We start from the raw sequence: 14343 nt of genomic DNA on the forward strand, positions 1-14343 counted from the left end.
CATGATCGCCCCTTCAGTGTTCAGCGTCCTACACGCTGAAACGGCCTACGGCAACCTTTAGCTGTGAAACCAACATCGACAGTTGTCGGGACGCCTCCTCGGAGTGACCAGCACCGGCGGCTGTGCACTCCCCGGCACGGTTGATTTCCACGATAGTGCAATCCATCTCCATGGCAACCGCATGCTGCTGCTGGGCTGCAGCGGCGATTTGCAGGCTTTGTTCAAGGATGCGGCCAGCGCAGGCCAGGATGTTGCCAAAGGCGCTTTCCACCCGTTGCGACTGAGTCCTGCACAGGTTCGCCTTCTCATGGCTGGCGCTCATGGTGCTGACAGCGATGCTGACCCCTTGCCCAAGTGCTTCGATCATGTCCTCGATTTCGCGAGTGGACTGCTGGGTACGCTTGGCCAGGGTACGAACCTCGTCGGCCACCACGGCAAAGCCCCTGCCTTGCTCGCCGGCTCTTGCCGCTTCGATGGCGGCATTCAAGGCGAGCAAGTTGGTCTGTTGTGCGATGCCGTTGATGACATCGACGATGCGACCTATCTCATGGCTGTTTTGGGCAAGCTGGTTGATGGCCGTGACCGACCTTTCCATTTCCCCGCCAAGGTCTGCGATCGCGCCTACCTGCGTGCCCACCAGGGCCTGGCCGGTGATGGTCTGCTGATTGACCTGCCGGGCGCTGTCCACGGCCAGTGCTGCATTCCCCGCCACTGAATCTGCGGTCGACGACATCTGGCTCATGGCCGTTGCCAGCACGCCGATCTGGTCACGCTGATTCGAAATGGCCTGAAAGCCTTGAATAGAGTGCACTTCGACCTGCGCGGTGCTGTGTGCCACCTGTGCGGCGGTGGCGCTGACACCAACGATCAGCTCTCGTATGCGGGCAAGGGCGCGAGCAAGCGTGCGGCCGAGCTCACCCAGCTCGTCCCGGCTTGGCGGGACGTAGGCGGCCGTCATATCGCCATTGGCGACCTGCTCGAGCAGCTTACCCAACCCTCGCAGTGATGAACGAATGGATAGGTAGTAGCCCCCGAACAGGTAGGCGATCGTCAATAGCAGTAACACCTGCAGGGCTACGAAGGTCAGCAAATTGGCGACCTGGCGGTCGACCCGGCGTTGCAGGTTTTCGCCAATTCGATCGATCACTGCGCTGTTCAGCTGGTAGGTTTTAGCCATCTCCTCACTGACCTGGACGAAAAAAGTCTGCCACGTACCCTTGAGCTCATCGCCTACCAGCAATTCATTGGCCAGCAGGCGCTGCTGTTGAGCCAGCGTTTGCAAGCTTTGCGCGCCTGGTTGGTCCAGCGCTGGATCGTGCAGATCCGCAAGCGTCTGGCGGTACTCGTCTTCCAGGCCGCCCAGGGTCATAAGGTTTTGTTCCAGCCGTATGGCGTTGGCTGATCCGAGTTGCTGGTCGAGCATAACCAAGGCTCCGAGCCCACGGGTCGTGCCCAGCGCTGCGACGACCCGCGGCGTACTGCTGGTCACCAGGTCGACCAATTGCCGGTTCACACGGCTTCGATCTTGTGAGAGACCGGCTTCGGAAACAATTGCCTTGTTCAAGTTCAACGCATGTGCCAATTGCTTGCGGCGGATTTCCAGTTTGGTTGACCAGCGTGCCTCTTGATTGGCAGCGCGCAGGCCTGCGACGAGTGCGTCGCGCTTCTTGCCAAGAACACTTTCCTCGCCCCAGGGTATGCCGTCCAGACGTTGTAGGGCCTCAGCTTCAAGGGCCTCAACCTGCCTGATCGCCTCGGCGGCGCGGCCTGTAGTGCCATGTACCAGCAGCAACTCAGACAGATCGACGAGTGTTTGAAGATCACGACTGACATCCAATGCCGTGCGTAGTGTGCCCAGGCTATCCAGTTCAACACGGGTTGTAGTGATTTGCCCGTAGATATCGCGGGTCAGGTAATACTCGGCTGCCAGCAATGGCAGCAGCAGCAGTGCGCAGATCAAGCTGGACTTCAGGGTGAAGCTCAAACGGTTCATTAACACGATCGCTGGGGTCAGCAAGAATTGCATGTCGGCTTCCTTTCCCGTTTGGGTATCGGTTCTTGTTGTTGTAAGGGGCGGGCACATCCAACGTGCGGTCGCACGGGTGCAGGACCGGTTGCAGGTGAGTGCGGCCAGGGGTGTCGAGAGAGGTCTTGACTGGAGCAGCCTGCCCGGGCGGGCAGGCTGCTGTAACGCGGATACCTAAGCAGTTCTGGCCGTTGCGGCCTTTTTGTGACTTGGCTCGGCTGCCGCTTCTGAGCGAATTTCTGGCGCCTCCAGGCTGGCCGCCTGTGCTTGTTGACGCTGTTCACGGCTTTGCAGCAGGAAGTACGAAAGTGCCGGAATCAGAATCAGAGCGCCCAGCATGTTCCAGAGGAACATGAACGCCAGGAGAATGCCCATGTCCGCCTGGAACTTGATCGGTGACCATGCCCAGGTGATCACGCCCGCGGCCATGGTCATGCCGACCAACGCGACGACCCGCCCAGTGAACTGCAAGGAAGCGGTGTAAGCCTGGAACAAGGTGACACCACGGCGCTGCAACAGCAGCTGCACCGACAACAGGTACAGCGCATAGTCGACCCCAACGCCAACCCCCAGTGCGATCACCGGAAGGGTCGCTACCTTGACCCCAATACCAAGCCAGACCATGAGTGCTTCGCACAGTACCGTGGTGATCAACAAAGGAATCAATGCGACCAACACGGCACGCCAGCTGCGGAACGTGATAAGGCACAGCAGGATCACACCCACATAGAGCAGCCCATGCATTTTGTAGAACGACTCTTTCACCACAATGTTGGTCACCGCCTCGATTCCCGCACTCCCGGCAGCTGGCAGGAATTGCACTTCGGCGCTGTTGTGCTCTTTGGCAAATGCTTCGGCGCGTTCCAGCACGCGGCTGAGGGTACTTGCCTTGTGATCGCTCAGATACGCCATGACCGGGAACACCGAGCATTTAGGGTTGAGCACGTCCGGATTGTTGACCAGCACTTGCGAGGCCGCGTAGCCCAGCGACCGCGGCTCGCGGATGATGCTGTTCCATTTGAAGTAGCCTTCATAGGTGCCCGCGACGCCACGCTTGGTGAGCGTGGCAAAGGACTCAGTGGCTTGCACACCCGGGACATGGCTCAGTTCCCAGCCCAGCCGATCTGCTTCGAGCAAGTTGCTGAAATGGTCACAGACGTTAGGTTGGGTCTTCACCAGGATCGCAAACTGGTCGTTGGACAACCCGTAGTTCGCCGTGACGAACGCGACATCCCGGTTGTAACGCGATTCTGGCCACAGTTCGGGGGCGCCAGCACTCAGGTCGCCGATTTGCAGGTCGTGGCGAACGAACAATGCGGCGGTGCTAAGCAGGGCAGCGACGATGACCGCGCCCCATGCCCACTTACGTTGGGTAAAGGCTGCAAAGAAGGCCCAGATCCGGGTGGGTTGGCTGTGATCGCCGCTCTGCTCGCGCAACGAGCGCTCGGCAGCGTGCTGGCCCACACCCGTGTAGGAAAGAAGGATAGGGATCAGTATCAGCTTGGTGAAAATCAGTACCGAGACGCCGATGCTGGTGGTCAGCGCGAGATCCCTGATCACCGGGATATCGACAATCATCAGCACCGCGAAACCAACAACGTTGGCCAACAGAGCTGTGAGTCCCGCCATGAACAAACGTCGGAAGGTGTAGCGCGCCGCCACATACTTGTGAGTCCCACGCCCGATGTCCTGCATGATGCCGTTCATTTTCTGCGCACCGTGGGACAACCCGATGGCAAAAATGAGGAAGGGCACCAGTATCGTATAAGGATCCAGTTCGTAACCTGTCAGATGCATGAGCCCCAACAGCCAGACCACGCCCAATATTGAAACGGCGACCAGCATAAGGGTACTGCGCAGACAACGCGTGTAGCCATATACGAACACGGTGGCGATCAATGCAGAGATGCCGAAAAACATCAGGACTTTGTCCAAGCCCTGGATCAGATCACCCACCAGCTTCGAGAAGCCAACGATGTGAATTTTGATACCGTCACGTTCCTTGCTGCGCACGTTCTCTTCAAGGGCTTGAGACAACGCTTTGTAGTCAATGGGCAACCCAGTGTCGGCGTAGCGGTCCAGTACTGGCACGGTGATCATCGAAGACTTGTAATCATTCGCCACTATCCGTCCTGGAGCCCCAGAGCGATTCAGGTTCTCGCGTAACTCAGCGAGCTTTTCCGCAGAGCCATCGAAATGGTCGGGCATGACCGGGCCGCCGCGCATGCCATCTTCGGTTACCTGGTTCCAACGCAGGATCGGGGTCCATAGCGATTTCATCCAAGGCCGATCAAGGCCGGGCGTCAGGAACACCTCATCGTTGACCTCCCGCAAGGTCTGGAGATAGGCCGGGTCGAAGATATCGCCGTCGGTATTTTCGACCACGATACGCAGGCTGTTGCCCAAACCACTCAGTTCGTTGCGGTTGTCGATGAAGTTTTGAATGTAGGGGTGTGAGGTGGGGATCATCCGGTCGAAATTGGCGTTCACGACCAGGCGTGTTGCTTGCCAGCCCAGAATCAAAGATACCAATGCAATGATCAGTATGATCACCGCGCGGTAATTGAAAATAAGTCGCTCGACGCGGTTACCGGTCTTCTCATCGAAATCTCGACGATGCGTGATCACGGGATATTTGTCCGTGGCCTGGTCCATCTTTATAGCCATCGCGGTTTCTCCGATGGGGAAGCAGGTGCTCGCGCTGTCCAGAGGACGCACGACTCATTGTTGTTCAGGGTTGCGCGACGAGCCGTACCCCATCAGGGCCGATTGCCACGAGTCCGGAACTGGCAGGGGTCACCCCATAGACAGGCATGCGACCAGCCGATAATTTGCTGGCAATGCGACTGCCGTCTGCACTGCTGACCAACAAGGTTCCACCAGCGGTGGCCAGCACGAACCTGCCATCAGCCAGCTGGGTGCCCGCGTTGATCGCGTCACTGCTACCGGTATCCAATTTGATCCAGGAGTTCCCGTCGTCACGGCTGATGAATGCATTGCCGCGTAGGCCGAAGACCACCAGCAAGCCCTCTCGGCCTGTCAGGCCAAAGAACGAGCCAGGGTAAGGGCTCTCAAGCTTGACGAAACGCTGCTGGTCCCGATCCAGTCGCATGAGTAGCCCCAATTCACCAACGATGTAGACGTGGTCGCCTACCTTTTTGATGGCATGCAGCGAGTATTCATCGGGGTTCTCAGTACGGTCCATCCATGGCTGCCAGTGTTTGCCGCCATCGTTGGTGTGCAAAATCAGGTTGTACGCGCCTATAGCCCAACCGTTTTTCTCGTCATCGAAGTACACATCCATCAGTGGCCGTACGGGCCCGCTCTGCTGCAGTGTCTGTGCGTTCTCTTTGGCCCGATCCAGGGCTTCACTGCTGCCAGTCACCCTCGCGTAATATTGAGTCGAGAGCTCGCCGATCTGCCGCCCATCCAATTGGTGTGTCCAGCTTTTTCCGCCGTCTTCGCTGTGCAAGACGACGCCGTCATGGCCCACCGCCCAGCCCTGCGAAACGGTGGGAAAATAGACCGCAGTCAAGTCGCTGCTTAGAGGTACTTTGCTTTGGGTAAAGTGCTCGCCGGCATCCATTGAGCGCAGTACATGGCCCCGTGGGCCTACTGCTACCAACTGCTTGCCACCATTACCCGCGAGCCCGTAAAGCGCCGAGCGAACAGCTCTGTCCGACATCATCGCGGGCTGATCGAGCGGGTCGGTGAAGGCTAGGGCGGGGGCTATGCAGGCACACATTCCTCCGCTCAACGCCAGCACCTTGAGTAGTGCTTTCATTATTCTTCTCCCAGTCTTGTAGAACACCGGTGCAACGTGGAACACCGGTCATCGCTATGAAAGCGGAACGACAGCAGCAGGCGAGCCTGCTGCTGTCGTATCCATCAACGCTGCGATTGACGGGCCAGCGATTCAGGCGTGAAGAACTGGACAGGTTGCATCTTGGCTTGCGGGAAGATGCCGCCGCGAGCCCCGCCGGTGATGCTGGAGTGGTAGTAAACCCCAGTGGCGAAGTCGAACAACCAGGTGGACGACGTGTGCGGGATCTGTTTGTCATACATTTGATAAGCCGGCATGTAGACGCCCTTGGCCAATTTGCCTGAAGCATCCCACGCATCCGTCATGCCAGCGCCGAGGATGTCCTCATCGTAGTAGAGGGTACGCTTGGGCTGGACGTGCCGCATGCCTGGTTTCAGGGTCAACTCGACCACGTGTACCCGGTGCAGTTCCCAGCGGGTGGCCTCAGGGTTTGGGTGATTCGGCTGGAGAAGGTCATCGGGCGAGGTCGACGCCCAGTCGTAGTTGTTATAGGGAATGATCATCTCTTTCTTGCCCACATACTTGAAATCGTACCGGTCTTGCTTGCCCGAGAAGCCGTAGATTTCGTCGTAGAGCATGGCGCCGCCCGATGTGGAGACCGGGAAGTCATACTCGGCGTCCGGCGAGCGCCGCACCCGACGTTGGCCTGGGGAGTAAGCCCACGTTGGGTTTGGCGTCGCTACCGGGTTGAGGTAGAAGCGCTGCAAGTTGCCCTCACCCACGTTTCGAGAGGGGGCCGTGTAGATGTTCAGCTGGGTCAGATAGGTGCCGATAGACGCGAACTTGTCGACATCCAGCTCCTTGTTGTAGTACTGCGCGTCGCCCCGGTTGTTGATGCCCCCTGTCAGTACGCGGCTACCCTTGGAATCGACGTACCAACCCTCACCCTTGGTAATGTTGGATTCACCTTTATATTGCAGTTGAGCATTCCAGACGACCTCATGACCTGTTTTGGGGATGGGGAATGGAACACCACCAAAGCAGCCCTCGACGGCCAAGCCGTCCTCGATGGTCTTACAGCGGGTGGCATTGGCAATACTGTTCTGATTGATCCAGTCTGGGTAGTTCGCGGTCCGGTGCGTCGGGTAAACCGGCACTTTGTAGGTATCCGGGAAGCGCTTGATCAGCGCTTTGGTGCTTTCGGACAGCTTGTCGGCATACTGATCGACGTTTTTCGCGGTGATCACGTACAGCGGTTTTTCATTGGCGAATGGATTGACCCAATGCCCGCTATCAGGCTGAAAACCTGCTGGTCTGCTTGTAGTGGGGAGGCCGCCAGTGTAGGCAGGAATGGTGCCGTCCTTGTTGCCTGCGATCTCGGCCCCCCACGGGGTGAGCGACTTACCCAGCTCGGCGGCTTCCTGCGGCGAAACGGCTGCATGAGCGGCACTGGCTGAAAGGATGGCTAAAGCCAGCGTTGGGGTCGTTAATTTCATGCTGGAACTCCCGATCAGAATGCGGTCTGGTAAGTAAGGATCAGCGTGTCACGGTCATGCAGGAAGCCCAACCCGGAGTATGCGTTGGCGCCTCCAATATTGCCGGTACGGCCATGACGTGCGGTATAGGCAAGATCAAACTGGTGCTTCATGGAGCCAGCGAAATACTCCAGGCGCGGGCCCAACTTGACCAGATAGGAATCCTCCGGTGGGATACCTGCGTTCTGGGCAGCCGGGTTACCGTACAAGCCGTAGGTGGCGAAAATTGGGAAAGATACATCCAGGCTAGGCATTACCTGTTGCCAAACCGGTGTGAACGAAACACTTGCAGCCGCAGCATTGCGCGTCGAACAGCCACGCAGCAGCTCGTTATCTTCGCAGCGCCCTGCAACCGACCCACCCTCGCTGTCGCTGGCGTTGAAGAATGACTTGTTATCGGTCACTTTGACCAGATGCATGTAGTCAAACTGAGCAGCGACTGCGCCGCTGTCGAAGAATGCGTTTTTGTTGATGGTGAACACGCCGCTGAGCAAGGCATGCACGGTATCACCGCGAGCGCCGTCCAGGTTCGAAGGTTCCGGCTGGCCGATTGCGACAAAGGTCTGCCCGGTGGTGTTGAGTGGCATATTGGTCCGGTAGTTGACTTCGGCACCGATACTGACGGACTTATAAACGCCGTTCCAGGTCAGACCGTACAACTCGATATCCTTGGCGTACACAGCCCGGGCATAGGGCGCGGTAGGGGAGTTCACGATGACTTGGTTGGCCCAGCTGGCATACTTGTCGTCGAATTTCCGATACCACAGGCCGAAGCTGCTATCCATGCCCCAGCTCGGTGACCAGCGCAGGCCGACCGCGATATCACCATTGTCGCCTTCTTTCGCATCGCGACGCGCTACACCTGGCGCCAGGAAATCCGGCCCAAGCAAAGCACCATCGGACACGGCATAGTAAGTGCCGCCTTCCGATACCCGCGATGGCTCGAAATCGTAGGTGTACTGGAACATCAGAGAGAGTTCCGGAACCAGTTGCCAGGTGGTTGCAAACTGGCCAATGGGCAGTGACGTTTCCTTGGCCGAAGCGCCTGGGCTAAGGTCGCTCAGCAGCCCATCGTTTGGTGACATGGAGTAAGACACACTGCTGCCGTTGCCAAACAGGAACTCGCCTGGTAACCAGGCGAAGCTGCCCACCTTGGCATTGAGCTCGGTAGACCCGATATTGAAGTTGCCCCACACGAAGTAGTCACGAAACTCAGCCGATGGGCCAGCGTAGTAGCGATCGACAACACTCGAGTAGCGGTTGTTGCGGTAGTTGGCCACGCCTTCGAGGCCTGGGGCGCTTTCGCTCTTGTCCGGGAAATTGTGGTCGTACCAGGCCGCGCCGCTCACCCGCAGACCGTACTTGTCCTGCCAGTTGAGGTCGAATTCGCTGAACAGATCGAGGCGCGACAGAAACACATCCCCTTTGTCGGCCAGGCGATTGCCCTCGTCAAAGCTGGGGTTGTTTGCCAGATTATTATCGCGACCATCGACGCGCCAGCCCTGGTTGTAGCGCACCGTCGTGTCCAGGCTCATATTGAGGTCGGGGTTACCGCTATCGATGCGCAAGGCGAACGCTTCATCGCTGGCCCCCATGGCCAGGCAAAGCCCAGCAAGCATCATCGGCGCTGCGGTGAGGGGGCGAGTAACTAGCATTTTCCTTTTGTCCATCTGAAGTGCCCTCTGAATTGTTGTTTTTGTTTTCATTCGAAGCGCAGTGGCGTAGAGGAGCTGCGCTCGTAAATCTGTGCAATACCAGGAGCTCTGCTTTTAACCCATGAGGCAGCTGGCTCATGACAAGCGCTCTGACTCCCGGTCCCGCGGCTGCATCCTTGTCGGCACGCAAACGGCTTTTCTTGAATCATGTTCACATACACGCACACCATTTATATGAGCAACCCGGGAGCAGTGCAAGTCCTCCCGAGTGATTGTGTGTGCTAATTTCATACGGTCGTTTCAATTGGAGTGAGGCACCTCAACGGAGGCGCTCTGTGCGCTTGCCATGTTTCAAAGAAAGGTAATATGCTGAACGTCGTTCGTAATCATGAATAAGTGGGGGTTGCGTTATGCCACAGTCCAAGGTGCATAGAGAATGCCTGGGTCCGGTCGCACTCCTGACACTGGACGGGCCTCCAGTCAACGCGTTCAACCTGGGTATGCGCCGTGAGCTACACGATGCGCTGCAATGGACCGGCGCGGATCGGCAAGTGAAGGCGGTGGTCATCACCGGTAGCGGGCGAGGTTTTAGTGCAGGGGGCGATATTCGGGAATTTGGTACGGCTGAGGCCGGTGCGCTACCCGGGCTTTCGAGCCACATCCACATAGCCATCGAACGCTCGCGCAAGCCTGTAATCGCGGTTGTGCAAGGTTTTGCCTTGGGCGGCGGCCTTGAGACCGTACTGGCGAGCCATTACCGCGTTGCCGAAACAGATGCATGGATCGGGCTGCCAGAAGTCGCTCTGGGTACGCTGCCATTGTCGGCCACACAGCGCCTGCCGCGCCTTTTGGGGCTTGTCCCCGCTGTGCGGTTGATGATCCAGGGGCAGCGAGAAAAGGTATCTGCGTTTTATCAGACAGCATTGTTTGATCGCGTTGTCGATTCGGGGCAAGGGGTCTCAAACGCCTGTGCCTGGGCAGCCGAGATGGCGGCTTCGCCATTGTGCTACGCCGATCTGAAAAGAAGGCTGGTGCGTACCCTGCCCATCCCAGGGAATGACCTGCAGCAGGATCTGATAGAGGCGAGGCAGTTATTGCAAGGCAGGACTGATGCCGCCTCACACGCGTTACTGCAAGCCGTGCAGGCGGCCGTCGATAGCCCAGACTTTGATACGGGGCTCGCTTGCGCTCGGCGCTTGTACGACCAACTCATGTCCAGTGAAGCGCTGCTGCATGGCCGTGATCGATTTCTTGCCGGGGCGCCTGAAACAGGCGTCCTGGCAGACCACAAGGCCCAATAACAGAGGATTGGCTAGCGTGCCTATCGATGAAAAGCTACTTACTCAATGGATCGGTCGCCAGCAAACCCAGCGCGACCTGTTGACGTCGGTTCCTCTTGGCGCACTCGCAGCCGTACTGGATCATGAAGAGCACGCCTATGGTAGCGATGCTCAAGTGCCGCCGCTGTGGCATTGGCTCTATTTCCTGCCCTTGGCGCGGCAATCGAATGTTGGCGCCGACGGCCATCCACAGCGGGGTGGTTTCCTGCCCCCGGTTAGCCTGCCGAGGCGAATGTGGGCAGGGGGGCGGCTCAGTTTCAGTGGCCCGTTGCCGGTAGGCTCTGAGGTAGAGCGTATTACCACGATCACTGACGTAACGCACAAAGCTGGCCGCAGCGGAGAACTGGTGTTCGTCAAGCTGTTGCACGAGCTGTCAGTGGATGGCGAAGTTCGCGTGCGCGAAGAGCAAGATATCGTCTATCGCGATGCACCTGGCCCGGATGATCCGCCCCCAACGCCTCAGTCCGCACCGACAGGTGCACAGTGGATAAAAGAGATCGTGCCGGACCCGGTTCTGCTGTTCCGTTATTCGGCCTTGACCTTCAATGGCCACCGCATCCATTACGACCGCCCGTATGCCACTGAAGAAGAAGGCTACCCCGGGCTGGTAGTGCATGGCCCATTGATCGCCACGCTACTCATGAACCTGCTGCGCGAACAGTTACCGCTGGCACACGTCACCGCATTTTCCTTCCGCGCAATGCGCCCCGCGTTCGACCAGCGGCCGCTGCGCCTATGCGCTCGCGTTGAGGCTAACAGGGTGCATTTGTGGGCGGAAGATGAGCAGGGCTTCCTGTGCATGGACGCCCGAGCAGAACTCGACTGATGCAGCGGCGCAAACCGCTGTGCACCGACCTGATTTGGGTGCTGCTGTGGGCGCTGGTCATCGTCATGACGTTAATGGGCACGAGGTGAATATGCGTTCTTGTCTTTTCGTACCTGGAGACCGCCCAGAGCGGTTTGCCAAAGCCCTGGCGGCCGGTGCCGACAGGGTCATTCTTGACCTTGAGGATGCGGTGGCCCCAGGTAACAAAGGGGCTGCGCGGGAGCACATTGCAAGGGCGGTCGAGGAGGGCGCGCAGGTCATGGTCCGCATCAATAGCCAAGGCTCAGATGCGTTTGCCGAAGACCTGGAGTTGATCCGCCGCCTGCCCGTGAAGGCCGTCATGCTACCCAAGGCGGAATCTATCGAGCCTTTGCGCGCATTGGCCGCGGTTACCACCGCCCCCATCGTACCGCTGATTGAAAGCGCGCTGGGTGTTTGGCAGGTGATGGACGTTGCCAGGGGGGTGAACGTAGAACGGCTAGCGTTCGGCTCGATTGATTTTCAGGCTGACGTCGGGTGTGCGCACACAGACGAAGCCCTGCTGTATTCGCGCTCGCAGATCGTCCTTGCATCCCGTGTGGCTGGCCTGCAAGCGCCGATTGACGGCGTGTCAGTCATACTCGATGACAGCCAGGTGATTGCTGCCGAGGCCAAGCGCAGTCGAGCACTGGGCTTTGCTGGCAAGCTCTGTATCCACCCGCGCCAAGTGCCCATAGTGAACCTGGCATTTACGCCCTCGAGTGAGGAGCTGGCCTGGGCACGTCGCGTAGTGGAAGCCAGCAGCCGATCTGCGGGTGCGGCAGTTTCAGTCGATGGCGCCATGGTCGACCTGCCGGTGCTTGTCAGGGCACGCAGTCTGCTGGCAGTCGTGGGAGAGGGCTGAAAACGCTCGCTCAGTACTGTGATGCTGGCAGCCGCACGACCAGACCATCCAGAGCGGGGCTGACAATGACCTGGCAAGTGAGGCGGCTGTTCTCGGTGACTTCCGAGGCACAGCTGAGCATGTCGCGCTCATACCCCTGAGCTTCAGGGATTTGTGCAGCCCAGTCTGCTTTGTCGATATAACCATGGCAGGTTGCACAACTGCAGTTGCCCCCGCAATCGCCGAGAATTCCGGGTACCCGATTGTTCAAGGCAACTTGCATCAGGGACTGGCCGACCTCGGCTTCAACGTGCTGTTCGCTGCCATCGTGCTGAATAAAGGTGATCGTAGGCATTCTTGTTCTCTCGCCGCCTCTTGGCTGGGGCCGGTCAATCCATGGCACCGACACCGTTGTGAAATGTGTGTGACACAGATATGTTATTTGGAACGTCGTTAGAAATACTGAACGACGACGCAGGCCGCTGTCAAACCGGCGCGATCGCGGCCTGCCCTCATTACTACCCACTGTGCAGGAATTTTCAATGACGCAGAATAATGCTTTCCGTCTCGATGATCGTATTGCCGTAGTAACGGGAGGCGGTGCAGGCATCGGCCGCGGCATCGCCGAAACCTTTGCCCTCGCTGGCGCACGTGTGATCGTGGCAGATCTGGACGCAGCTGCAGCGCAACTGACCGCAGACGCTATCACCGAAGCGGGCGGGCAGGCGCATGCAGTGGCCGTCGACGTCTCAAATGAACATGAGGTGATCGCGCTCTTTGAGCAGGTGATCGGGCAACACGGCGGCCTGGACGTGCTGGTCAATAATGCGGCGATCTTTCCCAAAAAACCATTTCTGGAGGTCGATACGGCATTCTGGGATAGCCTGCAGGCCGTCAATCTGCGTGGGACATTCCTGTGCCTGCGCGAAGCGATCCGCCATATGAAGGCGGGAAAAGGCGGCTCGATCGTGAATATTTCTTCGGTCTCGTCCATGCAGGCTGTGGTGCATCACAATGGCACCTACAACGCCACAAAGGCCGGGGTAAATAGCCTGACGCGCACCACGGCGCTCGAATTCGGCCCCGATGGAATCCGGGTGAATGCCGTGCTCCCAGGCGGGATCCCCACGCCTGGGGCGCGCACAGCATCGGCGGCCATTGAACTCAAGGGGCCAATAATGGGGGAAGGGCGCATCCCACTGGGAGGGATGGGTGATGTGCAGGATATTGCCAATGCAGCCTTGTTCTTGGCCAGCCCTGCATCACGTTACATCACTGGCCAACTATTGGCCGTAGACGGTGGGTTCCTGGTTAGCTGAGGGCGCCTGAAGGCGCGCGTCGTTCTTGTGGAGTACTCGGTACTGACTCGGACTGGTACCGGCATGCTCCTTGAACACCTTGCGGAAGGTCTGCACATCGCTGTATCCGCAGAGGGTGGCGATCTGCGCGATCGAGCGACTGGTACGCAATAGCAAGCCCTGTGCTGATTTGATTCGCAGTTGTCGAACGTACTCTTGTGGCGTGCTGCCAAGATGCCGCTGAAAATGCCGCAACACTGTCTGTTGGCTGACTGCCATGGCCTTGGCCAGCTCAGAAATGCGTACGTCCTGGGCGAATCTTTCTTCCAACCACAACTGGGCGTTCGCGGTGAGGGCGTCGTCAGCGAGATGGTCTTCAGCCGACTGATGCAAACTGGTCACATCGCTCAACCAACGGGCCAGTTCTGGCGTTGTAACATGCTCGATCAGTCGGGTGATCAACTGCATGTCCGCCGCCAGCCCACTACCAGTGATCACCCGGCCATGCTCGACCACGGCGCTGCGATGCTCGACGCGAATATTGGGGTAACGACGTCGGAAAAGTGGCAGAAGAGTACGTCCTATTGTTGCCGTACCGCCGCTTAGGAGCCCTGCTTCAGCCAAAATGAACACTGCTGAGCCGCTCGCTGAAATCAGCGCGCCGCCGGCGTGCTGGCGGATCAACCATTCACACAGGGTAGTGTGTTTGGCAAGCCAATCAGGGAGAGACAGCTGCTCGTCCAGGATGACAGCGGGCAAGTGAATCAGATCGAATTGCAAGCCGGCGTCCAGTCCGCCGTCGGAGGGCAGGGTGCGGCCTCCGGCTAATTTTGCGGCGCGGCCATCGGTTGTGAGCAAATGCACCCGGGTCTGCATGGTAATGGGTTGGCGCGTGCGATAAAGCTCCACGACTTGTCGGCCGATGAGCTCGAACGCATCGAGAAATACGCCCAGGCTGGAAAGGTATGCGCCTGTGATGCCTACTACTGCAAAGCCCGACATGGAGTGGTCCTTGGATCAGGAGAGCTGCTGCCGGAG

At 58.5% G+C, this 14343-nt stretch carries 11 protein-coding genes and 1 pseudogene; 4 read left to right on the forward strand and 8 right to left on the reverse strand.

Features of this window, described 5'->3' with window-relative positions; genetic code table 11:
• Positions 1-28: 28 nt before the first annotated feature.
• The 6 genes and pseudogenes from SB756_RS04475 to SB756_RS04500 all read right to left on the reverse strand — a co-directional run bounded on the left by SB756_RS04475 (position 29) and on the right by SB756_RS04500 (position 9030).
• Positions 29-742: a methyl-accepting chemotaxis protein gene (locus SB756_RS04475; protein ID WP_410910418.1), complete on the reverse strand. Its 714-nt coding sequence runs from the start codon at positions 740-742 to the stop codon at positions 29-31.
• Positions 743-883: 141 nt separating this feature from the next.
• Positions 884-2083: pseudogene (locus SB756_RS04480) on the reverse strand (hypothetical protein); the annotation flags it as partial.
• Between the two features lie 117 nt (positions 2084-2200).
• Positions 2201-4681 (reverse strand): efflux RND transporter permease subunit, encoded by a 2481-nt coding sequence (locus SB756_RS04485; RefSeq protein WP_410910255.1) that lies wholly within the window; start codon positions 4679-4681, stop codon positions 2201-2203.
• A 76-nt stretch (positions 4682-4757) separates the two neighbouring features.
• Positions 4758-5810 (reverse strand): YCF48-related protein, encoded by a 1053-nt coding sequence (locus SB756_RS04490; RefSeq protein WP_410910256.1) that lies wholly within the window; start codon positions 5808-5810, stop codon positions 4758-4760.
• A 104-nt stretch (positions 5811-5914) separates the two neighbouring features.
• The gene (locus SB756_RS04495) at positions 5915-7285 is read right to left on the reverse strand and encodes a DUF1329 domain-containing protein (RefSeq protein WP_410910257.1); all 1371 of its coding nucleotides are present in this window, start codon (positions 7283-7285) and stop codon (positions 5915-5917) included.
• A gap of 14 nt (positions 7286-7299) precedes the next feature.
• On the reverse strand, positions 7300-9030 hold the full coding sequence (locus SB756_RS04500; RefSeq protein ID WP_410910258.1) for a DUF1302 domain-containing protein: 1731 nt from the start codon (positions 9028-9030) through the stop codon (positions 7300-7302).
• A 359-nt stretch (positions 9031-9389) separates the two neighbouring features.
• Here SB756_RS04500 and SB756_RS04505 point away from each other — a divergent pair, with 359 nt between their 5' ends.
• The 3 genes from SB756_RS04505 (at position 9390) to SB756_RS04515 (ending at position 12028) form a co-directional block, all read left to right on the forward strand.
• The gene (locus SB756_RS04505; protein ID WP_410910259.1) at positions 9390-10280 is read left to right on the forward strand and encodes an enoyl-CoA hydratase/isomerase family protein; all 891 of its coding nucleotides are present in this window, start codon (positions 9390-9392) and stop codon (positions 10278-10280) included.
• A 16-nt stretch (positions 10281-10296) separates the two neighbouring features.
• Positions 10297-11145 carry a MaoC family dehydratase N-terminal domain-containing protein gene (locus SB756_RS04510; RefSeq protein ID WP_341798541.1) on the forward strand — a complete coding sequence of 283 codons (849 nt, stop codon included), beginning with the start codon at positions 10297-10299 and terminating at the stop codon, positions 11143-11145.
• 91 nt (positions 11146-11236) lie between these two features.
• Complete coding sequence (locus tag SB756_RS04515) at positions 11237-12028, forward strand: HpcH/HpaI aldolase/citrate lyase family protein (RefSeq protein ID WP_410910260.1); 792 nt, start codon at positions 11237-11239, stop codon at positions 12026-12028.
• Between the two features lie 10 nt (positions 12029-12038).
• Here the strand turns inward: SB756_RS04515 and SB756_RS04520 are convergent, their stop codons facing one another.
• On the reverse strand, positions 12039-12362 hold the full coding sequence (locus SB756_RS04520) for a 2Fe-2S iron-sulfur cluster-binding protein (protein ID WP_410910261.1): 324 nt from the start codon (positions 12360-12362) through the stop codon (positions 12039-12041).
• A 187-nt stretch (positions 12363-12549) separates the two neighbouring features.
• On the opposite strand from SB756_RS04520, the gene SB756_RS04525 reads away from it, so the two are divergent.
• On the forward strand, positions 12550-13326 hold the full coding sequence (locus tag SB756_RS04525) for an SDR family NAD(P)-dependent oxidoreductase (RefSeq protein ID WP_341798544.1): 777 nt from the start codon (positions 12550-12552) through the stop codon (positions 13324-13326).
• Here the strand turns inward: SB756_RS04525 and SB756_RS04530 are convergent.
• Complete coding sequence (locus tag SB756_RS04530) at positions 13291-14307, reverse strand: GlxA family transcriptional regulator (RefSeq protein ID WP_341798545.1); 1017 nt, start codon at positions 14305-14307, stop codon at positions 13291-13293. The genes SB756_RS04525 and SB756_RS04530 overlap by 36 nt on opposite strands.
• Positions 14308-14343: the final 36 nt, after the last annotated feature.

Source organism: Pseudomonas sp. SIMBA_068, assembly GCF_046534705.1.
GTDB lineage: Bacteria > Pseudomonadota > Gammaproteobacteria > Pseudomonadales > Pseudomonadaceae > Aquipseudomonas > Aquipseudomonas putida.

Coding starts and splice junctions, on each gene's coding strand:
- SB756_RS04475 (WP_410910418.1), bottom strand. CDS start 742: ATGAGCCAGATGTCGTCGACCGCAGATTCAGTGGCGGGGAATGCAGCA.
- SB756_RS04485 (WP_410910255.1), bottom strand. CDS start 4,681: ATGGACCAGGCCACGGACAAATATCCCGTGATCACGCATCGTCGAGAT.
- SB756_RS04490 (WP_410910256.1), bottom strand. CDS start 5,810: ATGAAAGCACTACTCAAGGTGCTGGCGTTGAGCGGAGGAATGTGTGCC.
- SB756_RS04495 (WP_410910257.1), bottom strand. CDS start 7,285: ATGAAATTAACGACCCCAACGCTGGCTTTAGCCATCCTTTCAGCCAGT.
- SB756_RS04500 (WP_410910258.1), bottom strand. CDS start 9,030: ATGAAAACAAAAACAACAATTCAGAGGGCACTTCAGATGGACAAAAGG.
- SB756_RS04505 (WP_410910259.1), top strand. CDS start 9,390: ATGCCACAGTCCAAGGTGCATAGAGAATGCCTGGGTCCGGTCGCACTC.
- SB756_RS04515 (WP_410910260.1), top strand. CDS start 11,237: ATGCGTTCTTGTCTTTTCGTACCTGGAGACCGCCCAGAGCGGTTTGCC.
- SB756_RS04520 (WP_410910261.1), bottom strand. CDS start 12,362: ATGCCTACGATCACCTTTATTCAGCACGATGGCAGCGAACAGCACGTT.
- SB756_RS04525 (WP_341798544.1), top strand. CDS start 12,550: ATGACGCAGAATAATGCTTTCCGTCTCGATGATCGTATTGCCGTAGTA.
- SB756_RS04530 (WP_341798545.1), bottom strand. CDS start 14,307: ATGTCGGGCTTTGCAGTAGTAGGCATCACAGGCGCATACCTTTCCAGC.